Below are 21,788 nucleotides of genomic sequence, written 5' to 3'. Positions count from 1 at the left end.
TAGAAAAAAACAAGCCAAAAAGGCTTGCTTTAAGTAAAATATTCAATTTTTGCAGACGGAAAGTACTGATCAATATATGATTCTAACGTCTGTCTTAGTTCTTGTTCCTCATCTTTTTGGTAGATATATTTCCCAATTCCATACCTGCCCCACTTGTAACGTCTTTTTTCTTCATCTAATTCTAATTTTGATTTCGGATAGTTTTTTTGGATCACACGCTTCGCTGGTTTTGTAAAACGATGCTGGATCATTTCGAAGGTGATATCGTGCCTCACATCTTCAGGAAGAGCTGCATCGAGCTTTTCAAAAAGAACTTTATATCCTTCCTGCCAGCCTTCATGAATGTAGATTGGGGCAATAATAAAGCCAAGAGGATAACCTGCTTTCGCAACCTTGACAGCCGCTTCAACCCGCTGATCTAACGGTGATGTACCGGGTTCGAAATATTTAATGACATAATCCGCATTGATGCTAAAGCGGAATCTTGTCCGGCCATTATGTTTTGCATCAAGTAAATGATCGACATGATGAAATTTTGTCACAAAGCGAAGCTTACCAAGATCAGTCTGGCCGAAGTATTCAATCGCTGTCTTTAGTGTATGTGTCAAATGGTCAATTCCTACAATATCTGACGTACAAGAAGCTTCGAATCTCGTGATATCCGGTGCACGCTCGTTCATGTACTGCTCCGCCTGATCTAATATTTCTTCAACATTCACATATGTTCGAATGTATGGCTTACTCCCCATCGTCGTTTGCAGGTAGCAATAATGGCAATGCCCCATACAGCCTGTTGCAAATGGGATCGCATACTCCGCAGATGGTTTAGACGTATCAAACTTCAACGTTTTCCTCACACCAATGACAAGCGTTGATTTCGCATTACGATACTTTTGTAAGTCATTTTTACCCGGAATATTTCTTACTTGGTTATGTGAAGTCGTTTCTCTTATTTCAATACCCATCCCCTCAAACTTTTCCTTCAGCTCTCGTCCTAACGGGTACTCTAACGCCCGTGGTTCAATGTACACAAGCTGGGGCACAAAAGGTTTGATCATATTTAGCACATCCTTACCTTATAGGTTTTCATACCGTTACTTTAACCGTGCAGGATGGCTTTTATCCTTTCTAAAATCTCCCTTATTCAAATAAATCTTGATAAAGAGCTTCTGCTTCTTCATATGTCGGAAAGACCGCATCATCTGGAGCTAAAGGATGGTACGTTTCAAGTAAAAATAGGGCAAGCTCCTCTTTGTTGTATGGATGTGAAACGATTTCTGCTTCTTTGATTTGTGCTACGTTTGCTGCATGTGGATTTCGATAAATCACATATACTTGATCACCCGGTTTATAGTCTGAGAAAGGCAATCTGGACACCTCCATTTTTCTTATAGAATGCCCTTCTCTCTGACGGATATGACCCAATATGATAAAATTCGACAAAAAAACCAGACAGGGTTACTGTCTGGTTTGAATTCACTTAGTTATGTTGAAACGTTTTCTTCACGAAATCAACCACTTCTTCTGTCGTGCTAAGTGATAAAATATGCTCTTTAAATGATGCAGCTTCTTTCTTAGAAAGCTTGCTTAGCTGAGTTCTTGCTGGAAGAATAGATGTTGCACTCATTGAGAATTCATCTAATCCTAATCCAAGAAGAAGAGGAATTGCGATTTCATCTCCTGCCATCTCTCCGCACATGCCAACCCATTTACCTTCTTTATGCGCTGCTTCAATAACAAGCGTAATCAGACGTAAAATCGCTGGATTGTAAGGCTGGTAAAGATAAGACACTCGTTCGTTCATTCGATCAGCAGCCATTGTGTATTGAATCAAGTCATTTGTTCCAATACTGAAGAAATCCACTTCTTTTGCAAATTGGTCTGCAATGACAGCTGTTGATGGAATTTCTACCATTATACCGATTTCAATGGAATCGGATACGTCTGTACCAGCGGCAACCAATGCTTCTTTTTCTTCAAGTAAAATGGCTTTTGCTTCTCTAAATTCTGATAACGTCGCGATCATAGGGAACATGATTTTCAAGTTTCCATATGTACTTGCACGAAGTAAGGCGCGTAGTTGTGTTCTGAAAATCTCCTGTTCTTCGAGGCAAAGGCGGATCGCTCTAAAGCCAAGAAACGGGTTCATTTCCTTTGGAAGCTGCAAGTAAGGGAGTTCTTTATCGCCACCAATATCTAGTGTGCGGACAACCACTGCTTTGCCTTCCATTTTCTCTAAAACAGTTTTATACGCATCGAACTGCTCTTCTTCTGTAGGAAGCTGATCTCTGCCCATGTATAAAAATTCTGTACGGTACAATCCGACTGCTTCGCCGCCATTTTCAAGCACACCTTTTACATCTTCAGGTGTTCCGATATTTGCAGCTAGCTCTACGTGAACGCCGTCTTTTGTGACCGTTGGCTGGTCAACCAGTTTCGCCCATTCCACTTTTTTAGCTAAATAGTCTTCATGCTTTTTTTGATACGCTTTCACTTCATCTTCAGAAGGCTGAATGATGACGTCTCCGCTAATACCATCAACAATGATCAGATCATTGTTTTTCACCGTTTTTGTTGCTTCTTTTGTTCCAACAACAGCTGGAATCTCCATTGATCTTGCCATAATCGCTGAGTGAGAAGTACGACCGCCGATATCTGTCGCAAATCCTTTGACGAATTGTCTGTTCAGCTGAGCAGTATCAGAAGGAGTTAAATCTTCAGCAATGATGACCACTTCTTCAGAAATCATGCTTGGATTCGGAATGTCAACGCCTAGCAAATGTCCAGTTACACGTTTTGTTACGTCGCGAATATCCGCTGCGCGTTCCTTCATGTATTCATTGTCCATTGCTTCGAACATCGTAACAAACATTGTCGCTGTTTCTTTTAAAGCAAATTCAGCATTTACTTTATCAGAGTTGATTTTATCCTTTACTGGGTTTAGCAGCTCTGGATCACTTAACACAAGAAGGTGTGCAGAAAAGATATCTGCTTTGTCTTGGCCAAGCTCTTTTAGCGCATGTTCTTTAATTGCTTCAAGTTCTTGTTTAGAAACATGAATTGCTTCTTCAAAACGCTTCACTTCTGTCTCTGGATCGTTGATGTCTTTTTGGTGAACTGTTAAATCTGGTTCTTCCAGACGATATGCTTTTGCAATCGCAACGCCTGCTGAAGCACCGATTCCTTTCAGTTGTTGCATTACTCGCCTAGGCCTTCACTTTTCATTGTGTCTTTAAGCGCAGCAAGTGCATCATTTTCATCAGAACCAGAAGCAGAGATAGTGATTGTAGCACCTTTCGCAATTCCTAGAGACATTACACCCATAATAGATTTCAGGTTCACTGTTTTACCATTATATTCTAAGTTGATATCAGCATCATATTTACTAGCAGTTTGTACAAGTACTGTTGCAGGACGTGCGTGAATTCCAGAATCTGCAGTTACTTTGAATGTTTGTTGAGCCATTTTTATCAATCTCCTTTTTATACAATTAATACATCCACAATATTATATCATACTGCCGAGCTTGTCATCTAACAAGAACGGCAGTTATGAAAATTATTTTGAAATTTTCATGATGTTTTCTTGACCAGCTTTGATTTCACCGGATTCTTGTAGGTCAATAAATTGTCCTTCACTTAAGTTGGTAAATACAATTGGTGTCATCAAAGATGGTACTTCAGACTTAATTTTATCAATATCAACCTCTAAGAGTTTTTGACCGATTTCTACTTGATCTCCCTCTTGTACAAATGCTTCAAATCCTTCTCCTTTGAGGCTGACCGTATCAATACCGAAGTGGATCAAAATTTCAAGTCCACCATCAGATTGCAGGCCAATTGCGTGTTTCGTTGGGAATACATTTAAGATCTTCCCTTTCACCGGTGAAACCACCGTTCCATCTGTTGGCAAGATGGCGAAACCGTCACCCATCATTTTCCCTGAGAATACTTGATCTGGTACATCTGTAATCGGATGAAGCTCCCCTGTAATTGGTGAAGCAAAGATTTCTTCACCTAGTTCGTTTTGAAGCGGTTTTGCAATGACTTCTTCGACCTGCTGGCTGACTTCTTCTTTTGCAGAAGGGTCTTTCGCTGGACGAGGCGTGCGGCCTGCAATGATGTCCTGCATTTGTGTTTTTAAATTATCAGAGCGAGGACCGAAGATGGCCTGTATGTTGTTCCCTACTTCGAGAACTCCTGAAGCACCAAGCTTTTTCAAGCGGTCCTTGTCCACTTTCTTCTGATCGTTAACAGTGACACGTAAACGCGTAATACAAGCATCAAGGTGTTTAATGTTTTCTTGGTCACCCATTGCTTCAAGAATTTCATAAGGTAAGTCATTACCGGTTTCAGACTTAGCATTATCTGCACCGTCAGCTGCTTCATCCTCACGGCCTGGCGTTTTCAGATTAAATTTGCGAATGGCAAATCTAAATCCGAAGTAATAAATAGCAGCAAGTGCGAGACCAACTGGAATCACAAGCCACCAAGCGGTTCTGTTTGGCAAGATACCGAATAAGAAGAAATCGATTAATCCTCCTGAGAAGGTCATACCGATTTTCACGTTTAGAATATCCATTATCATAAAGGATAATCCAGCAAATACACAGTGGATGGCAAATAACACTGGTGCAACAAACAAGAATGAGAATTCAAGCGGTTCAGTAATTCCTGTTAGGAAAGAAGTCAGGGCTGCTGATCCCATAATTCCTGCGACAAGCTTTTTATTCTTTGGTTTTGCTTCATGGTAAATCGCAAGTGCTGCTGCTGGCAGACCAAACATCATGAACGGATATTTCCCTGTCATGAATGTACCAGCTGTCAGCTGAACACCATCTTTGATTTGAGCCATGAAGATACGCTGATCACCACGGATAATATCTCCTGATAAGCTCTTATAGCTAAAGAACTCATACCAGAATGGCGCATAGAATATGTGGTGCAGACCAAACGGAATTAATGAGCGTTCAATGACACCGAATACAAAGGCAGCAAGCGGCTCATTCGCTGCGAGCAGTCCTGTTGAAAATGAGTTCAGTGCACCTTGGATTGGCGGCCAAATGACTAGCATCAAAAGCCCTAAAATAAGTGCTGAAATAGATGTAACAATTGGAACAAAACGCTTACCAGCAAAGAAGCCAAGATATTGCGGGAGCTCAATTTTGTAAAATTTATTAAACATATAAGCTGCTAATACCCCGACAATAATCCCGCCAAAAACTCCGGTAGACAAGGTCGGTATGCCGAGCATATTAACATATGCTGGATGGCTTTCCTTAAAGAACTTAGCCAATTTGATTGAATCGGATGGAATGGATCCGTTGGCCATTAATACGGCACTCATCGTTACGTTCATGACAAGATAACCAATAATTGCGGCAATCCCTGCCACACCGTCTCCATTAGCAAGACCGATGGCAACCCCTACAGCAAATAAGAGCGGAAGATTCGAGAAGACAATATTCCCCGCATTTTCCATGACGCTTGCAACAAGCTGAATTGTATCATTGCTTAAAAATTGAGCCACATCGATCAGCTGCGGATTTTGCATCGCATTCCCAAGTGCTAGTAAAATACCAGCAGCAGGAAGGATCGCAACTGGAAGCATAAGTGCTCGTCCAATTTTTTGCAACACACCAAAAAGTGATTTAAACACTAGTTGAACCTCCTTTTATTTTCCCTTACAACATACATGTGGGACACTCCCTGACATACATTTCATAGTTAACCGTTTACATTTCACTTTCAAACACAAAAAAAGGCATGGTGATATAAGGTTGCGCAAATAACAGGATCTTATCCTGTATTTACCTTAAGTCACTCATGCCTGATCGAATCAGTTACACGTTTCAAGGAAACTATGAAATTTTATTTGTCAATCTGTACAGATGAAGGGTCAGGTAGACAGCCTCTGCATCTTGTACAGGCTTTTTCAATGCATGTTGTAATATTTTGATCATTTTCCAAGCAGTATTGTAGCATAAAGGATATTCATTTTTCAATAGATGAAGCAATTTTTCTGGCTCCTCTAAAGATTCTTCCCGTTTAATACGCTCAATCGAAAACGTAATATGGCGCAATAAGCGTAAATAATGAATACTTTCTCTGTCTACTTTCATATGAAATGAATCTTCTATGACTTGGACCATTTGAGTGATGAGCTGCGAATGACGGTTCACCTCAGATAATGGCCGATTCGTTAAAGCTGAGTGAATATGGAGCGCAATAAAGCCAATCTCTCCTTCTGGCAGCTTTGTTTCGACATCAGGACGCTCGTTAATTAGCTCAACGACTTCCTTTGCGACCTCGTATTCTTTCGGATACAGCGACTTCGTCTCAAGCATAAAGGGATTGGTGATATCATATCCTTGCTGCACCCGCTTAAAACTAAAGGCAATATGGTCAGTCAGGGCAATATGAATATGCTCATTCAAACGGTGTCCCATTTTTTCTCGTATATGATAAATGACGTCATTGGCAAGCTCGATCATGTTCTCATCAATGTGGTGAAGCAGTTGTTTATATTCTGTTTGTTCCTTTGTATTTTTAAGGACAAACATTTTTTCAAATGTATCTTGATCGAGAACATCACCCGATTTTTTCCCGAAGCCGATTCCTTTCCCAATCAGAACTACTTCGCCCAAAGAAGGGTGTCTTGCAATGATGACATTATTATTTAACGCTTTATCAACGGTGAAGGATTCCATGAACATCCCCACCTCCTTCTTATTCAATCCCTCTTATCGTACAAAACAGATGAAACGTGCGTCAACGATTGTTTTTGAAAACGGTGGTTGATCGCTCGATCAGGCGAAATGGCAGCATTCTTTTCTCTGGCACCTCTCCCTTTATGGCCCGATCGAACAAGTCAAACGCTTCCTGACCCATTCGTTTCAGCGGAATATCAATGCTGGAAATCCCCAAAGCCTCACTTAATTGGTTATATTGAAAGCTCAGTATGGCTGGAAATTCTCCTACTTTTATGTCATGACGCTGCGCCTCTAATAAAAAGCCTGCAGAGACATCGTCATTTGTAATGAATAATGCCGTTGGGCGATTTTTCATTTCCTTCCATTCTGCAAACAATCGTTTCCCATCAAGAAGTGATAGCTTCCCTTCGATGATCCACTCTTCATCAATGGCCTGCCCGAGCGATTTCATCATGTCTTGATAAGCCTGAAGGCGCGACTCGCTATTCGCTCCTTCTGTTCTGGCGAGAACAATCGCAATTCGTTGATGGCCGCATGCTGCCAAATGATGCAGGCCTTCCTTAAATGCTTGATCATGCGCAATTGACACTGTTGAGCATGTATCATGCGGCGTGGGATGACAAAATATAATCGGCCCAGATTCCTGCCACTTTAGAAGGTGCCCATCACTTAACGCATTTGAACAAAATATTAAACCATCGACACGGCGTTCTTTTAAACTCATTAACGCTTCTTTTTCTTTTAATGGATCATACCCCGTTTGAAATAAAGCAAAATGCATACCGCACGCCTGTGCTTTTTCTGCAATACCTGTGACAAGTCCGCTGAAATAAGAGTGTTCAATCGTCGGAAGAACGATGCCAAGCATATTTGAATAGCCCTTTGCTAAATGGACAGCTTGAATGTTTCTCGTATATTTAAGCTCTTTCATCGCATGTAGAACACGTTCTCGTTTTTCCTCTTTGACATAAGGATGATCATTCAACACACGTGATACAGTTGTCACAGATACGCCCGCTCTTTTCGCAATCTCCCTTATGTTTGCCATTTTTTCTCCTACTTTCTCTTGCTATGGTAAGCGTTTCATACTTTAAGATGTATGTGAGCTGAACAAATCACTGGATGGAAAGGGGAATTCAAGATGGGTTTCATCATATGGATTATATTATGTATGACTGTTTTGTTTTCTGCTCGTTTTGCACTACATCCTTTAGGAAAAGAACATAAAATCAAACCGTTTGAATCAATTGATGATTTTTTTGTTGATAAGGATCGAAAAGAGTGACAAAAAATCACGATGACACTTCCAAGACATGGACGTTCATCGTGATTTTTTTATTACTTGATGATCGTCAGCTCTTTCGGATAATTAGTTAAAGTGACTGGACCGTCTGCTGTGATCAATACATCATCTTCAATTCTGACGCCGCCGACTCCTGGGACGTAGACCCCCGGTTCGATCGTATACACCATGCCTTCTTGGAGAAGATCATCATTTGCCTGGCTCATCGAAGGAAACTCATGAACAGACACCCCTAGACCATGTCCAAGGCGGTGAGGGAAATAGTCTCCATATCCAGCATCTGTGATCAGCCCGCGTGCTTTTAAGTCCAGGTCTCCAATTCTCACACCCGGCTTACTCATTTCAAGTGCTGCCATTTCTGCGTTTAGAACGGTTTGATAGATGTCCTTTTGCTGATCAGAAGCTTCCTGATAGATGAATGTTCTTGTAATGTCTGAGCAGTACCCATCAACAATGACTCCAAGGTCAAATAACACAAAGTCGCCTTTTTTTAAGGCTGCCTGTCCTGGATTTCCGTGAGGCTCTCCTGATTTTTCGCCAAAGAGAACCATCGTCGAAAAGGACATGCCTTGAATGCCTTTTTTCTTTAGCTCATATTCAATGACAGCGAGCACTTCTGTTTCGGTGACTCCTTCTTTTAAGGCGTTCACCCCAATTTTTACCCCTTCATCTGCCAATTGAGCTGCTTTTTTCAGTGTAGCAATTTCAGATTCATCTTTAATCAGCCTTAGCTGATTGAGCTCTTCTTCTGCCCGGACAAAAGTTTCTGCCCCAGTGGCAGCTTGAAGCTGTTCTGCTCTTTGAAGCGGAATCGACTCTTTTTCAATTGCAAGTCGAGTTGCTCTTACACCGCGTTTTTCTACTGCTGACTGAATGAAATCAAATGGATTCTCATGGTCTTCATAACCAATGATATCGCCTGACCATCCAGCATTTTTCGCCTGTTCCACTTCCATTTTAGGCAAAATAAAAAATGGATCTGCCTCTTGAAACACAAACAGCCCCATTACTCTTTCATGCGGCTCTGTGAAGTATCCAGATAGATAAAACACATTTTCCTTTGTATGTATAAATGCACCTTGGATGTCTTTTTCCTTTAGCCAAGAAGACAAGCTCTTCATTCGGTTCATCGTGATCCTCCTCACACGTTTTACTACTGATCTATTGTATCAGTTTTTGCTTTATTTCGCACAAAAGCGCACTGGCAGAAGCCAAGTGCGCTATGATGATTTGCTTAAGATGCACGAAGCAGACGCAATCCATTTAAAATGACCAAAATCGTACTTCCTTCATGCCCGATGACGCCAAAAGGCAAATCAAGCACTTGTAAGAAATTCGCACAAATTAACAAACAAATCACCGTTAATGAGAAAATAATATTTTGCTTAATAACTCGATTCATCTTTCTTGAAAGACGGATCATCTTTGTTAAGTTATTTAAATTGTTTTTCATTAAGATCAAATCTGCTGTTTCTAAGGCTACGTCTGTGCCTCCGCCCATCGCAACCCCGACATCTGCTGTGGCGAGTGCCGGTGCATCATTGATTCCGTCGCCTACCATGATGATCGAGTTCCCTTGTTTTTTAAATTGATTGACCTCATGGACCTTTTCATCTGGCAGACACTCAGCAACAACCGTTTGGATGCCGGCTTCCTGCGCAATGGCTTCAGCCGTTTTTTGCTGATCTCCTGTCAGCATGACAGTTTGGATGCCTAAATCATTCAGCTCTTGAATCATTTTCTTCGCTTCAGGTCTAATTTGATCCTTAAGGCCAAGGCATCCAACGACTTCTTGCTCCTTCTGAACATACACCACTGTATATCCTTTTTCAGAAAGATGCTCACCTGCCTCTTCAATCTCGCGGTCCATTGAAGCCTTGCCAGCAAAGTCTTTCTTCCCAATCCGCCACGTTTCTCCATTCAATTGTGCCTTTACACCAAAACCAGAGGTTTCTTCAATGGTGACATGAGCTGATCTTTCTATTTGTTGCTCTTGCGCCATATCAGAGATCGCTTTCGCTAACGGATGGTTTGATTGACTTTCAATTTGATAAAGTGCCTGATAAAAGGCCGCTTCCTCTTGTCCTTTAGCGATCACCACCTGCTCCACAGCTGGCTTTCCGCTTGTAATCGTCCCCGTTTTGTCAAAAGCAATCATGCTGCTTGTGCCTAGCTTTTCTAAAAAGACGCTCCCTTTGACGAGCATTCCGTTTCTTGCGCCGTTTGAGATCAGTGACAAAGCAGCTGGCATAATGGATGCAACAAGCGCACAAGGTGATGCAACAACCATAAACACCATGGCCCGGTAGAAGGTTTCACTCATACTCCAGCCTAGTACAAAATGAGGCAGAACCATTAAAATCGCAACGGTGATCAGTACACCTTTTACATACACACCTTCGAATTTTTCAATAAAAGCCTGGCTTGGTGACACACTTTCTTGAGCCGATTCGACAAGTTTAATAATTTTATGGAAAAGCGTTTCTTCATTATGTTTTGTCACTTCTACTGTTAAGGAACCATTTAAGTTCACTGTTCCCGCAAACACATCTTCGCCTTGCCCTTTTTCCTGGGGCACAGACTCGCCCGTAAGCGCAGATTCATCCACACTTGTTCTGCCGCTTAGAATCACACCATCTGCTGCAATACGTTCCCCAGCTTTGATCATGATACGGTCACCTGGTGTTAATGATGAAGCAGCGACTTGAATGGTCGTGCCATCTTCTTCAATTAAAGTCGCTTCATCTGGTGCGATGCTCATTAAAGCTGTTAAATCCTTCTTGCTTTTATTTGAAGTATACGTTTCAAGCGCACCACTAAGTGAGAAAATAAAAATTAAGATCGCGCCCTCTGCCCAATATCCAATGATTGCTGAGCCTATAGCTGCGAAAATCATTAAAAGTTCAACATTCAAGCTTTTAGACGAAATGGTTTCTTCAATTCCTTCCTTCGCCTTTGCAAAACCTCCAATAATAAACGCAAGGATAAATAAAGGAATACTCCACATGCTCTCATCCTTTAACATCCATCCAACCAAAATGAGAATCCCCGAGATACCTGCTGCTATTAATTCTCCGTGCTGTGCCCATTGATGAAGGGACCGTTTCGATTCCTTTTGATTTGTTGTTTGATAAAGTGCTGTATTCTCATTCATGATTGTTTTCTCCTCTCTAATTGATAATGATTTTCACATCATCAATTGTTGCCCGTTTCCTTTTTTCATCTATATTTTCTGCTATTTCAAGCTTTTTATAGGTCTGTTATTCATTATAACAGGTTCTGACCGATTTTCAATTAATAATTATTATAATTTCTTTTTGATAATAATTATCATTATTGATGTAGACCATTTCATCTCTTCTGAGCACAGTTTATTCAGATAAAAAGCAATTGAACACAAAAAAGAACCAAAGGAATGATCCTTGGTTCTTGAAATAATGTTTCGTTCTAAAAATCCGTCCACTCCTTGATTTGTTTTTTCGTCAGTGGACCTACATGATTTTTCACAATTTCCCCTTTTTCATTTATCAAAAAGCTGGTTGGAATGGTGATGATTTGGTATTTCTTCATCATTTCCCCTCGCTCATCTAGTATGACCGGGAATGTAAACTTTCTGTCTTTCACAAATTGGGCAACCGCATGTTTACTTTGTTCTGCCCCTAGTAAATTCACCGTTAAGATATCAACATCACTCTGATTTTCTTTCACGATCTGGTCAAATACGGGCAGCTCCATTTTGCAGGACGGGCACCATGTTGTCCAAAAATGCAAAATGGTCTTTTTTCCTTTAGCCGGAATCATCTGCGTTTCACCAGTTAATGCAGGAGCCTCTATCTTTGGCGCCATAACGGGCTCTTTCGCTTCAGCCTCGCTGCCTATGAGTAATAGAAGCAAGGTCATTATAAGAAGACTGGCGGGTAGATATTTACGATTCATCAGGATCTTCCTTCCCAGTTTTCTTATAGCTTGCCCGCTCGACGAAGAGGACATTCATGCTTTTTTCACTCTAAGAAACATGGAAACGCCGAGCTCCTTACAAATCGTCGCATAATGCAGTGCAGTCAACAGAAGCATGCCCGTATTCATCCCTAATATAACCCCCATCATATTTAAGCTTTCAATTGATCCGAGAAAATACACCATTGAAAACGAGACGACATGCACCCATATATTATGTAGGAACACATCTTTAATGAGCCCCATACCGATTAAGCACGCTTGAAATGGCATCACAAACAGGTGGCATAAAAAGTACGGCCAAAGCAGCTGTAAGTAGACAGCAGCTTGCGGTGAATCAAAAAAGAGCTGCGTGAGCGGATAAGCAAAATAATACATCACCATCACTGCCGGCACCCCGTACCCAAATGTAATGAGAATCGCCTGCCTGACACGTTTTTTCACAAGGTCATACTGACGTAAAGCATAGGCTTCAGATACACTCGGAATCATCACAATCATGATGGAATGAGCGATAAACGCAGGGAAAAAACCGATCGACATCGCGACACCAGCCAGCATGCCGTAATGATCAACAGCAAGTGTGCCAGAGATGCCTGCTGCAATAAGGGCTCCTTTGATTAAAAATGGTTCTATGGCATTTGCGATCGCATGAAAAATCCGCATGCCCGTTGTCGGAATGGAGACAGCTAATAGGCGCTTTCTCACGTCAATTCCTCTTAATTCAACAGATCTGACATTGACAGCATTTTTCGCCATGACGTATTGGGAGTATAAATAAATAAAGACGACGAGATCACTCGCGACAATGACACCGATGGCAATGAGTACCGCTGTTTCAATATCAAACGAATACCAATGGAAGAACAAAAACAAGCAGATGAGCTGGATCGTTTTCTTCAGCATATTGGCAAGAGCGATCCTGCCCATTTGCTGCTTTCCCATAAAATAGCCGCGTGCGATCGAGGTAAACGCAATAATTGGAATAAGAGACAGCACAAGCCCTTTCATGAGCGGATGATACGACTGAAACACTGGAATGAACGGCAGGACAATCGCTGCAATCCCCGTTGTTGTACATGTCACCACAAGCGTCATTTTAAACGCATGGCGGAGCATACTTTTATGGAGCCGCTCATGCGATTCTGCAATGAATTTAGAAATGGAGACTGGCAGCTCTAAGCTGGCAATCACAAGGACAAGCATAATGATTGGAAGGATACTCATATATAGACCCATTCCATGTTCTCCAAGCTCTCTCGCTAAAATCATATTGACTAAAAACTCGATACACTCCGCAATGAAAGCTGCGACAGATAGCAGAATGACCCCTTTTACAAATCGATTCATGTAGCCTCCCCTTTATCTAAAGCAAATTCTTTTCACATTCTATGAGACAAGTCCTGAAAATATTTTGATAAATGAAGACAAAAAAAGAAGCGATCCATCAAATCGCTTCTTTCTTTATACGGCAAATACGTGACGACCGATACGTTCTACAATTTTGCGAGAACGAATCCAGTTATCTGTTGCCGTTTTGGGATTATAAAAATAAATGGCCTTTGTTGTTCTGTCATGTTCTTTCACTACTTGCTTCACAGCTTTAACAGAATCTTGATCTGCTTTATCGTGAATACTTCCATTCGATACTGGCTGGAAAGCATTTCGCTGATAAATAACACCTTTGACACTGTCAGGAAAAGAGCGATGCTCCACCCTGTTTAAGACGACGCTTGCCACAGCTTTTTTACCTGCGTAAGATTCACCTTTCGCTTCAGCATGTACCAATCGTGAGAGTAGCTCCATTTCCTCATTAGAATAGCGTTTGGCGCTTTCCTCATTCGTCGTTTCTGATTTTACTCTATTCTTTTGCTTCGTTTTTGAAGACTTTTTTTCTGTAGACGTACTTAGCATTTTGACTTTCGGCTGACGCTTCTCCTCTGAAAATGCTGGGATGACTTGATCGTGATCATCTTGATCTATATATGAAAGCTCATGCTTAACAGGTGCTTGTGAAAGTTCGTGACTTAGTGTGCCTTGCTGCTCTTGTATGTTGTCCATCTTCATGGCTGCGATTAGCATAAGGATGACAAAAAGAGCGGTATGAATTTTCATCATTAGCCTCATTCCTCCTTTATCAAAATAGGCGGTAAGATACTTGTCCACTCTAACAAGAGCTCCTTTTATTTTCACGCACAAAGATTTGCATGCTTGTCCAAATTCCGTCATTAAATGGCATGTCCTAGTTGAATTGCGTATCAACTGGAATTGTTAGCGCTTACAAAGGCTCCTTTTCCGCCTATCATCATCCTTATGCTCCTGATTATGGGTTATTACATTTTCTTTTCAGATGTATCAAGCTCGTTTGAAGTGTGACAAAAGAACTAAAATAAAAAAGCTTTCTCTCATTCATGAGAAAAAGCTTTAGCTTCTTGCTTCTGTAAGATATTCAAAAATAACATCTCCACCATGTTTCGCAATCCCGCGAAAATACTTAAAATCATCTTGATTCACTAAGATCGAACGAAACGTTAAAAAATCATCTTTCTGAATGGTCACTTGCTTTTCTGTCCCATTTCGTAACGATTCAAGTATTGTGAGGATTTGTTCTTCCGTCAAATAAACCGCTCCTTTACAGCCATCATCAAATATTAAATATACCATCCGTTAGGAAAGCATACAACGAAAACAAAACAAAAACGTCTTTATCCTTTACATTGGTATGAAAATATTGCAAAATACTTTTTAATAGGGAATGAAATCTGTTTTTAAAGGAGAGGGATCGGTTGAAGATTGCAAAAATTGGAAATGTGATCGAATTTAGAAATGGTTTAACAGGTGTAGTTGAAAAAGTGAATGAAAACTCTGTCATTGTCGATGTCACCATTATGGACAACTATAGAGATTTAGAACTGGATTCACTAACAGTCGTTAATCATAAAAACTATAAAATCATCAAAGACTCCGTACATTAATTTGCAATCCTCAATTCAGACTATCGATACATACGTAAATACGAAGCAAAGCTACTTTCTGACAGTTTAGCTCTCTTTGACAATCACATATGAAAAAGACTGACACCATATGAAGAAGTGTCAGTCTTTTTGCGTATGAAAGGTCTGCATTTCCGCTTTCGTTTTGTACATGTCCACTTCCTCGGGGGTGATAACGCCTTTATCAATCAAAAGTGCAATCACTCCAAGCAATGTGGAGGCACTCCATTTATATCGTTCTTTGTTTTGATGTTCGAGCACTTGAAGCTCTTCTTTTAGCTCCATCAGCAGCTTCTCTGTCTTTTCTTCTTTGTTTGCCAACTCAAACGCCTCCGTTATTCGTTCATTGCCTCTATTTTATCTCAAAGCAAATAAGATAAGCAAAAAACACAATTTATCTTTACAAACATACGTTCTGTCATGTATAATAAATTTACGAGCTGGTAGCCCCCAGCCGTCCTAGCAAGTTCTATTCCCATTTGTATGAGGAGAGCGACATGACTCTTCTCTTTTTTTATCACTTTAGTCTAATTCATCTCATTCAAACCCATAAAAAAAGACATGTCATTAGGCATGTCTTTCAGATTGTTGACAAAGGGCTAAAATGATCTTTATTTTAGCCCTTTGTCTTCTTTTCAGCGTGATTGAAAACCTTTGAAGTCTAGGAAGGCCAGCTACTTTTGCAGAGCGAATTTGCAATTCGTGAGCACCAGCGCACAGGACTGACAAAGAATGCGAGGGTTTGTCTACACGCTGAAAGACATGTCATTAGGCATGTCTTTTCCTTTATTAGCGATTATCAATCGTTTCAGGATACATATCATGATTCATCATGCGATATGAAGCCATTTCTTCATATTTGGTACCAGGTTTTCCGTAGTTCGTGTACGGGTCAATTGAAATACCGCCTCTTGGTGTAAATTTGCCCCATACTTCGATATATCTTGGGTCCATCAATTCAATGAGATCATTCATAATAATATTCATACAATCCTCATGGAAATCACCATGGTTACGGAAGCTGAACAAATACAATTTTAATGATTTACTTTCAACCATGATTTCATTTGGGATATAGCTGATATAAACTGTCGCAAAATCCGGCTGACCTGTTTGCGGACAAAGTGACGTAAATTCTGGGCAGTTAAATTTCACAAAATAATCTCTATTTGTATGTTTATTCGGAAATGTTTCAAGCACTTGTGGTGCATAATCAAACAAATAATTGGTTCCTTGATTTCCTAGTAAAGTGACACCTTCTAATTCTTCTGGTTTTCTTGTCGTCATGTCGTCTCTTCCTTTCTATACGCCTCGTTTATTTCCCCACAATAATGTGTGCAGCTGCGGCAGCACTCTTACGCGATTTAAGTCTGGGTCTTGCGCTACTTGATCGACAAGCGCTTCATACTTCTTTAATAAGTGCGTCAATAAGTACGCATCATCACCTGTCGTCGTGTCATCATTTCCTACCTGCAAATAAAAAGGAAGCTCTGGATATTTCGCATGAACATCTTTTGCATAGGCTAGATCATGATCGTCAAAAATCACGACCTTCAGGCTTGCATGCTGTAATCTATTTCCGTTTTTCAGCTCATCTATAATACGTGTGAGTTTCGTAAAATCTGTTTTCATATTAGAGCTTGGCGGCTTCGGAGAAATGGTTAAATCATCAATTTTCAAAAACCAGTCCTGATACATCGTCCCTTGTGTTTCAAGCGCTGTATCAATTCCTTCTTCGTGAAGCAAATCAATAAGTGATTCCATTTGTTTTAAAAGCGCAGGGTTTCCCCCTGAAATGGTGACATGGGAAAAAGCCTGTCCACCTATTCTTTTTAATTCTTTGACAATGTCTTCAGCGTGAAGCCACTGAATGTCATGCTTTGCTGAGCCATCCCATGTAAAGGAGGAATCACACCAGCTGCATGAGTAGTCACAGCCAGCTGTTCTGACAAACATGGTTTTTTGTCCAATGACCATCCCTTCTCCTTGAATGGTCGGACCAAAAATTTCTAATACAGGAATCGCCTTAGCCATTGTGTTCAACTCGTTTCGGCCGGTAAATGCAGTAGCTTGTTGGTGTCTCCCTAACAAAGACCTGAACACATACTGGTTTATTTGCTAAAGTCGATAAATATGCTGCGACTTTGTCATGGACTGTCTTTGCCACAACCTCTGTAGTAGGCATCGCGTATGGATCAGTTGATGAGAATTCCTCATGATCATTGAGCAGCGTGTGATCATACTGTCCATGAATAAGTTTTTTCAGTGTACTAAAATTGACAAGGAAGCCCGATTCATCTAGGTCATCTCCAGCAATGGTTATATTGATGGTGTACGTGTGACCATGTACACGGCTGCAAGCACCTGCATCTTCTCTTGGAATGAAATGAGCAGCTGATATATGCATATCTTTGTTCAATTCAAATGAGTATGGATGATTCGTTTGTGGATAGATTTGAGAAAGCATTTATTTTGCCTCCTTCATTTCCATATAAGTGTCATAGCCATTTTTCCGAAGCTTACACGCAGGACATTCCCCGCAGCCATCAGAAATGATGCCATTATAGCAAGTGAGCGTTTCATTTTTCACAAAATCTAATGCATTCAGCTCGTCCGCTAGCTTCCATGTTTCTGCTTTATTGAGCCACATGAGCGGTGTATGGATGACAAATGGTTTTTCCATCGCCAAATTCACTGTGACATTACAAGACTTTACAAACTCGTCACGGCAATCTGGATAGCCGCTAAAGTCTGTTTCACATACACCTGTGATAATATGTCTTGCACCGATTTGATACGCAAGAATAGAAGCGAAGGATAAGAACACTAAGTTTCTTCCCGGTACAAATGTGGAAGGCAGCTCTCCTTCTTTTTCCTCAATGTCAATGTCATCTCTTGTTAAAGCATTTGGTGCCAGCTGATTCAAAAGAGACATATCTAATAGATGATTCTTCACACCTAACTTGTCAGCAATTCTTTTGGCGACATCAATTTCTTCTTGATGACGCTGATTATAATGAAAGGTCACAGTTTCTACCTCTTCGAATTGTTGAAGTGCCCATAATAAACATGTCGTACTATCTTGTCCCCCGCTAAAGACAACAACTGCTTTTTCATTTTTCATTTTCTGTTCTCCTCCTTTTGCAGATCTATACACTCGTACAAAGCTGCATCTGAAAGGCTCTGGAAAACCCCTATTTTTCTCAAAAGAAAAGACACCTTTACATGTGTATGAGGTGTCCCAGCCATAAAAAATAAAAAATGCCACATCCAAGGATACGGCAAGTCCTTAGTTTTTTATAGAGGGTTTTGCTAGAACCTCTCCCGTTTACACGGATTTTTGTTCAATTTTCACAGAGGATAGTGTACCACATATTTTTCATGCAGGCTATCCCTTCTTCACTTATCAAAAGATGCGGGCACTTTTTTTAGACAAAGGAAAAGGATAAAAAAGATGCTCACATATCCAAAAATAGGATAAACCGTTGATATCAATGTACCGTAACCAATTTTACTAATCACATAGCAGCATAAGAGAATAAGGGATATCGTCAAGACACTGTTCATTCGTATATACGCCCTCACTTGTCTCTCCAGTCCATATAAATTGCCTATGACGGATGTAAAGACTTCGCCGAAGATCACAAATAAATAAATGAGGTGAATGGAATTTGCTACTTGATACACGACCTGAGCCATTGGAATATCAAACGCCTCCAGCATATCTAATGAAGAAAGAGATAAAAAGCATACAAATAAAATAACTGTCAGCATGACGCCCCCAAGCACAGCTCCCTTTTTAATCACCGCTTCAGAGGTCATTTCATTTGCGACGGGCACTAATACCGCTTGAGAAAGTGCCAAATTAAAAGCACCATATGAGATAGCTGATAAAATCCACTCTCCCTCACCCATTTGCAGCGCAAGAACATAACTTTCACTACTGCTAAATACGAATGAATCAAGAAATACGATCAATGAAAAGAAAATAAGCATTGGGACGACGAGAACATTGACACCAAATAACCCTTTTGATCCTTTCAAAAGCACAATAACGCTCAGAATGATCGTTAAAAAAATCCCATATTCCTTCGATATGCCAAGCTGTTCTTCAAATATAGCACCTGCGCCAGAAATCATCACTGAAGTGACGCCTAATAAAATAAAAAACATGACGACATTAATATACCTGCTTGCAGCTGCGCCAAATAGAAACCGGTTCATATCTTGATAAGACTCCGCTTCAATTCGTTTAGAAATGAGCATCATTTTTGCCCCAAGTCCAGTAAAAATAGCGCCGCTAATCAAGATTCCGAATAATCCAATCCAGCCAAAACGAACAAAAAATTCTACGATTTCTTTTCCTGTCGCAAACCCAGCTCCAACCACTGTTCCTACATATACAAAGGCAAGCTGAAAAGCGGATTCATTTGAACGTTTCATGTGACCCCTCCGCACCCATCACTTTCGATTGTCTTTTTTTATCCTATGAGACAAGTTCCTTGAAAAGAAGGACAAACCATGATTAAATGCAAAAAAGGATTTTCACCTGCCTTTGAGCAAAACAGTTGAAAGTCAAAATAGGTCAGAGTATACTATAGTCAAAGATGGTCAAACAACAGACCATTTTCTTTAAATTCATTGGTCAAATAAAGTCAAACTTTTATCATAAGGAGGTCATGGCAAATGCGTTGTCAACATTGTCAAGTAAATGAAGCAACAATTCGCCTGAATATGCAAGTGAATTCATCCCGGAGCCAAATGGTTTTATGTGAAGACTGCTACACCTCTTTGATGGAGCAATCAAAAATGAAAATGGGACCTCAATTGTTCGGAGGAAGCTCATTCTTCTCTGGGCAAGAGCAAGCAGGACATACGCAAAACGTAGAGCAGCCAAAGCAAAAAGGCTTACTCGATGAACTTGGCCGCAATTTAACAGATGGCGCAAATGCTGGTTTAATTGATCCAGTCATCGGCCGTGATGAAGAAGTCGCAAGAGTCATTGAGATTTTAAATAGAAGAAATAAAAACAATCCTGTCCTCATTGGTGAACCAGGTGTTGGGAAAACAGCGATCGCTGAAGGACTTGCACTGAAAATTGCAAGTGGCGATGTACCAAATAAATTAAAGAACAAACAAATCTATTTATTAGATGTCTCCTCCCTTGTAGCGAATACAGGGATACGTGGTCAATTTGAGGAAAGAATGAAGCAGTTAATTAAAGAACTACAAAGCCGTAAAAATATTATCTTATTTGTAGATGAAATCCATCTTCTCGTAGGCGCAGGATCTGCTGAAGGGTCAATGGATGCTGGCAACATTTTAAAACCAGCTCTTGCACGAGGCGAGCTCCAGCTAGTAGGTGCGACGACATTAAAAGAATATCGTCAAATTGAAAAAGATGCCGCACTTGAACGACGCTTTCAGCCCGTCATTGTAGATGAGCCAACACAAGCTGAAGCGATCGAGATTTTAAAAGGCATTCAAGATAAGTACGAAAGCTATCATGGCGTCACCTATTCAGCGGAAGCCATTCAAGCGTGTGTTCAATTATCTTCCCGGTATATTCAAGACCGTCATTTGCCGGATAAAGCCATTGATTTAATGGATGAAGCAGGTTCAAAAGCGAACCTCTCCATTGATGCAGCAAGTGAAGATGAACTAACGAATCGTCTGACAGAAATCGCTGCTGAAAAACAAGCTGCTTTAAAAGAAGAACAATATGAAAAAGCGGCGAAGCTTCGAGATGAAGAAGAAGCCATTGAAGCAAGACTTCAAAACAAAACAAATGACAAAGAACATGTCGTCACAGCAGAAGACATTCAAGCCATTGTGGAACAAAAAACAGGCATCCCTGTCGGCAAACTGCAAGCAGACGAACAAACCAAAATGAAAGAAATTGACGTCCGCTTAAAAGCACGAGTAATCGGCCAGGAACATGCGGTTGAAAAGGTAGCGAAAGCTGTGAAAAGAAGCAGAGCCGGCTTAAAATCGAAACATAGACCAACTGGCTCCTTCCTTTTCGTTGGACCAACAGGTGTCGGGAAAACCGAATTGTCGAAAACGCTAGCTGAAGAATTATTTGGTTCAAGAGATGCGATCATCCGTTTAGATATGAGTGAGTACATGGAGAAACACTCAGTATCTAAGCTCATCGGTTCTCCTCCTGGTTACGTTGGACATGATGAAGCAGGCCAGCTGACAGAAAAAGTGCGCAGAAAACCATACAGCATCATTTTGCTGGATGAAATCGAAAAAGCACATCCTGATGTGCAGCATATGTTCCTTCAAATCATGGAAGATGGCCGGTTAACAGACAGCCAAGGCAGAACCGTCAGCTTTAAAGATACAGTCATCATCATGACAAGTAACGCAGGCAGCACAGATAAAACGGTCAAAGTCGGCTTCCAGTCTGATCAGGAAGAAGCGATTGAAGAACAATCACTCATTGATTCACTCAGCGCCTATTTCAAACCAGAATTTTTGAACCGTTTTGACAGCATCATTCAGTTTGACTCATTAGATCGAGATGATTTAGTGAAGATTGTGGATCTTCTGCTCAATGAGCTGTCAGAACAATTAAAAGAGCAGAATTTAACAGTCCATGTGACAAAAGAAGCGAAAGAAAAAATTGCAGAACTTGGATATCACCCTGCATTTGGTGCTCGTCCACTGCGAAGAACCATTCAAGAGCACGTTGAAGATCAAATGACGGAAATATTGCTTGAAGAAGAAAAGCTTTCAGGATTTACTGTAGATGTTGAAGATAACGAAATTGTCGTAAAAAAAGGATAGTTACATCTTAAGAAGGATCTACAGCTCC

The 21,788-nt window shown here is 40.7% G+C and carries 22 protein-coding genes and 1 riboswitch; of the genes, 3 read left to right on the top strand and 19 right to left on the bottom strand.

What is annotated here, in order from left to right; translation table 11 throughout:
- Nucleotides 1-29: 29 nt before the first annotated feature.
- The 7 genes from splB to MHI33_RS08060 form a co-directional block, all read right to left on the bottom strand.
- Complete coding sequence (splB, locus tag MHI33_RS08090; RefSeq protein WP_065097169.1) at nucleotides 30-1,058, bottom strand: spore photoproduct lyase; 1,029 nt, start codon at nucleotides 1,056-1,058, stop codon at nucleotides 30-32.
- Between the two features lie 82 nt (nucleotides 1,059-1,140).
- Entirely contained in the window at nucleotides 1,141-1,383 is a 243-nt protein-coding gene (locus MHI33_RS08085; protein ID WP_340910553.1) for a transcriptional regulator SplA domain-containing protein, read from the bottom strand.
- A 97-nt stretch (nucleotides 1,384-1,480) separates the two neighbouring features.
- Entirely contained in the window at nucleotides 1,481-3,199 is a 1,719-nt protein-coding gene (gene ptsP / locus MHI33_RS08080; RefSeq protein ID WP_340910551.1) for a phosphoenolpyruvate--protein phosphotransferase, read from the bottom strand.
- Nucleotides 3,199-3,465, bottom strand: coding sequence for a phosphocarrier protein HPr (locus MHI33_RS08075; protein WP_003211078.1), 267 nt, complete (start codon nucleotides 3,463-3,465; stop codon nucleotides 3,199-3,201). Before MHI33_RS08075 ends, ptsP begins: the two co-directional genes overlap by 1 nt.
- Nucleotides 3,466-3,558: 93 nt before the next feature.
- Nucleotides 3,559-5,658 (bottom strand): glucose-specific PTS transporter subunit IIBC, encoded by a 2,100-nt coding sequence (gene ptsG / locus MHI33_RS08070; RefSeq protein ID WP_217012921.1) that lies wholly within the window; start codon nucleotides 5,656-5,658, stop codon nucleotides 3,559-3,561.
- 202 nt (nucleotides 5,659-5,860) lie between these two features.
- Nucleotides 5,861-6,715: a glucose PTS transporter transcription antiterminator GlcT gene (gene glcT / locus MHI33_RS08065; protein WP_003212366.1), complete on the bottom strand. Its 855-nt coding sequence runs from the start codon at nucleotides 6,713-6,715 to the stop codon at nucleotides 5,861-5,863.
- Between the two features lie 55 nt (nucleotides 6,716-6,770).
- The gene (locus tag MHI33_RS08060) at nucleotides 6,771-7,760 is read right to left on the bottom strand and encodes a LacI family DNA-binding transcriptional regulator (protein ID WP_268508012.1); all 990 of its coding nucleotides are present in this window, start codon (nucleotides 7,758-7,760) and stop codon (nucleotides 6,771-6,773) included.
- Between the two features lie 93 nt (nucleotides 7,761-7,853).
- Between MHI33_RS08060 and MHI33_RS08055 the strand changes: the two genes are divergently transcribed.
- Nucleotides 7,854-7,997, top strand: a complete 144-nt coding sequence (locus tag MHI33_RS08055) for a hypothetical protein (RefSeq protein ID WP_003211556.1) — start codon at nucleotides 7,854-7,856, stop codon at nucleotides 7,995-7,997.
- Between the two features lie 53 nt (nucleotides 7,998-8,050).
- Here MHI33_RS08055 and MHI33_RS08050 read toward each other — a convergent pair whose 3' ends face one another.
- The 6 genes from MHI33_RS08050 to MHI33_RS08025 form a co-directional block, all read right to left on the bottom strand.
- On the bottom strand, nucleotides 8,051-9,145 hold the full coding sequence (locus MHI33_RS08050; protein ID WP_106065187.1) for a M24 family metallopeptidase: 1,095 nt from the start codon (nucleotides 9,143-9,145) through the stop codon (nucleotides 8,051-8,053).
- A 104-nt stretch (nucleotides 9,146-9,249) separates the two neighbouring features.
- Nucleotides 9,250-11,169, bottom strand: coding sequence for a heavy metal translocating P-type ATPase (locus MHI33_RS08045; RefSeq protein WP_340910542.1), 1,920 nt, complete (start codon nucleotides 11,167-11,169; stop codon nucleotides 9,250-9,252).
- 293 nt (nucleotides 11,170-11,462) lie between these two features.
- Complete coding sequence (stoA, locus tag MHI33_RS08040; RefSeq protein ID WP_044139797.1) at nucleotides 11,463-11,951, bottom strand: endospore biogenesis thiol-disulfide oxidoreductase StoA; 489 nt, start codon at nucleotides 11,949-11,951, stop codon at nucleotides 11,463-11,465.
- Between the two features lie 54 nt (nucleotides 11,952-12,005).
- On the bottom strand, nucleotides 12,006-13,322 hold the full coding sequence (locus tag MHI33_RS08035) for a polysaccharide biosynthesis protein (RefSeq protein ID WP_044139796.1): 1,317 nt from the start codon (nucleotides 13,320-13,322) through the stop codon (nucleotides 12,006-12,008).
- A 114-nt stretch (nucleotides 13,323-13,436) separates the two neighbouring features.
- Nucleotides 13,437-14,090 carry a cell wall hydrolase gene (locus tag MHI33_RS08030; RefSeq protein ID WP_340910537.1) on the bottom strand — a complete coding sequence of 218 codons (654 nt, stop codon included), beginning with the start codon at nucleotides 14,088-14,090 and terminating at the stop codon, nucleotides 13,437-13,439.
- A gap of 306 nt (nucleotides 14,091-14,396) precedes the next feature.
- The gene (locus MHI33_RS08025; RefSeq protein WP_044139794.1) at nucleotides 14,397-14,591 is read right to left on the bottom strand and encodes a hypothetical protein; all 195 of its coding nucleotides are present in this window, start codon (nucleotides 14,589-14,591) and stop codon (nucleotides 14,397-14,399) included.
- 167 nt (nucleotides 14,592-14,758) lie between these two features.
- Between MHI33_RS08025 and MHI33_RS08020 the strand changes: the two genes are divergently transcribed.
- Complete coding sequence (locus MHI33_RS08020) at nucleotides 14,759-14,947, top strand: YkvS family protein (protein ID WP_003211747.1); 189 nt, start codon at nucleotides 14,759-14,761, stop codon at nucleotides 14,945-14,947.
- Between the two features lie 120 nt (nucleotides 14,948-15,067).
- Here MHI33_RS08020 and MHI33_RS08015 read toward each other — a convergent pair whose 3' ends face one another.
- The 6 genes from MHI33_RS08015 to MHI33_RS07990 all read right to left on the bottom strand — a co-directional run bounded on the left by MHI33_RS08015 (nucleotide 15,068) and on the right by MHI33_RS07990 (nucleotide 19,408).
- The gene (locus MHI33_RS08015; RefSeq protein WP_340910535.1) at nucleotides 15,068-15,286 is read right to left on the bottom strand and encodes a hypothetical protein; all 219 of its coding nucleotides are present in this window, start codon (nucleotides 15,284-15,286) and stop codon (nucleotides 15,068-15,070) included.
- A gap of 468 nt (nucleotides 15,287-15,754) precedes the next feature.
- A complete protein-coding gene (queF, locus tag MHI33_RS08010; RefSeq protein WP_003211403.1) occupies nucleotides 15,755-16,252 on the bottom strand; it encodes a preQ(1) synthase in 498 nt (165 codons plus the stop codon).
- A gap of 15 nt (nucleotides 16,253-16,267) precedes the next feature.
- Nucleotides 16,268-16,999: a 7-carboxy-7-deazaguanine synthase QueE gene (gene queE / locus MHI33_RS08005; RefSeq protein WP_065097161.1), complete on the bottom strand. Its 732-nt coding sequence runs from the start codon at nucleotides 16,997-16,999 to the stop codon at nucleotides 16,268-16,270.
- Nucleotides 16,992-17,432, bottom strand: coding sequence for a 6-carboxytetrahydropterin synthase QueD (queD, locus tag MHI33_RS08000; protein WP_003211826.1), 441 nt, complete (start codon nucleotides 17,430-17,432; stop codon nucleotides 16,992-16,994). The genes queE and queD overlap by 8 nt, the downstream gene beginning before the upstream one ends.
- Entirely contained in the window at nucleotides 17,433-18,089 is a 657-nt protein-coding gene (gene queC, locus MHI33_RS07995; protein WP_024424683.1) for a 7-cyano-7-deazaguanine synthase QueC, read from the bottom strand. It lies immediately after the preceding gene.
- A 159-nt stretch (nucleotides 18,090-18,248) separates the two neighbouring features.
- Nucleotides 18,249-18,293, bottom strand: a riboswitch (PreQ1 riboswitch).
- 71 nt (nucleotides 18,294-18,364) lie between these two features.
- Entirely contained in the window at nucleotides 18,365-19,408 is a 1,044-nt protein-coding gene (locus MHI33_RS07990; RefSeq protein WP_044139788.1) for a YkvI family membrane protein, read from the bottom strand.
- A gap of 243 nt (nucleotides 19,409-19,651) precedes the next feature.
- On the opposite strand from MHI33_RS07990, the gene MHI33_RS07985 reads away from it, so the two are divergent.
- Nucleotides 19,652-21,760, top strand: coding sequence for an ATP-dependent Clp protease ATP-binding subunit (locus MHI33_RS07985; RefSeq protein WP_044139786.1), 2,109 nt, complete (start codon nucleotides 19,652-19,654; stop codon nucleotides 21,758-21,760).
- Nucleotides 21,761-21,788: the final 28 nt, after the last annotated feature.

This window comes from Bacillus sp. FSL K6-2971 (assembly GCF_038006405.1).
Taxonomy (GTDB): domain Bacteria; phylum Bacillota; class Bacilli; order Bacillales; family Bacillaceae; genus Bacillus; species Bacillus pumilus.
Note: the sequence above shows the minus strand (reverse complement) of the source record. Positions and strands in the feature narration are given on the sequence as shown.

What these genes read in the sequence shown, in the direction of transcription:
- splB (WP_065097169.1), bottom strand. Translation starts at nt 1,058, where the DNA reads ATGATCAAACCTTTTGTGCCCCAGCTTGTGTACATTGAACCACGGGCG.
- MHI33_RS08085 (WP_340910553.1), bottom strand. Translation starts at nt 1,383, where the DNA reads ATGGAGGTGTCCAGATTGCCTTTCTCAGACTATAAACCGGGTGATCAA.
- ptsP (WP_340910551.1), bottom strand. Translation starts at nt 3,199, where the DNA reads ATGCAACAACTGAAAGGAATCGGTGCTTCAGCAGGCGTTGCGATTGCA.
- MHI33_RS08075 (WP_003211078.1), bottom strand. Translation starts at nt 3,465, where the DNA reads ATGGCTCAACAAACATTCAAAGTAACTGCAGATTCTGGAATTCACGCA.
- glcT (WP_003212366.1), bottom strand. Translation starts at nt 6,715, where the DNA reads ATGTTCATGGAATCCTTCACCGTTGATAAAGCGTTAAATAATAATGTC.
- MHI33_RS08060 (WP_268508012.1), bottom strand. Translation starts at nt 7,760, where the DNA reads ATGGCAAACATAAGGGAGATTGCGAAAAGAGCGGGCGTATCTGTGACA.
- MHI33_RS08055 (WP_003211556.1), top strand. Translation starts at nt 7,854, where the DNA reads ATGGGTTTCATCATATGGATTATATTATGTATGACTGTTTTGTTTTCT.
- MHI33_RS08050 (WP_106065187.1), bottom strand. Translation starts at nt 9,145, where the DNA reads ATGAACCGAATGAAGAGCTTGTCTTCTTGGCTAAAGGAAAAAGACATC.
- MHI33_RS08045 (WP_340910542.1), bottom strand. Translation starts at nt 11,169, where the DNA reads ATGAATGAGAATACAGCACTTTATCAAACAACAAATCAAAAGGAATCG.
- stoA (WP_044139797.1), bottom strand. Translation starts at nt 11,951, where the DNA reads ATGAATCGTAAATATCTACCCGCCAGTCTTCTTATAATGACCTTGCTT.
- MHI33_RS08035 (WP_044139796.1), bottom strand. Translation starts at nt 13,322, where the DNA reads ATGAATCGATTTGTAAAAGGGGTCATTCTGCTATCTGTCGCAGCTTTC.
- MHI33_RS08030 (WP_340910537.1), bottom strand. Translation starts at nt 14,090, where the DNA reads ATGATGAAAATTCATACCGCTCTTTTTGTCATCCTTATGCTAATCGCA.
- queF (WP_003211403.1), bottom strand. Translation starts at nt 16,252, where the DNA reads ATGACGACAAGAAAACCAGAAGAATTAGAAGGTGTCACTTTACTAGGA.
- queE (WP_065097161.1), bottom strand. Translation starts at nt 16,999, where the DNA reads ATGGCTAAGGCGATTCCTGTATTAGAAATTTTTGGTCCGACCATTCAA.
- queD (WP_003211826.1), bottom strand. Translation starts at nt 17,432, where the DNA reads ATGCTTTCTCAAATCTATCCACAAACGAATCATCCATACTCATTTGAA.
- queC (WP_024424683.1), bottom strand. Translation starts at nt 18,089, where the DNA reads ATGAAAAATGAAAAAGCAGTTGTTGTCTTTAGCGGGGGACAAGATAGT.
- MHI33_RS07990 (WP_044139788.1), bottom strand. Translation starts at nt 19,408, where the DNA reads ATGAAACGTTCAAATGAATCCGCTTTTCAGCTTGCCTTTGTATATGTA.
- MHI33_RS07985 (WP_044139786.1), top strand. Translation starts at nt 19,652, where the DNA reads ATGCGTTGTCAACATTGTCAAGTAAATGAAGCAACAATTCGCCTGAAT.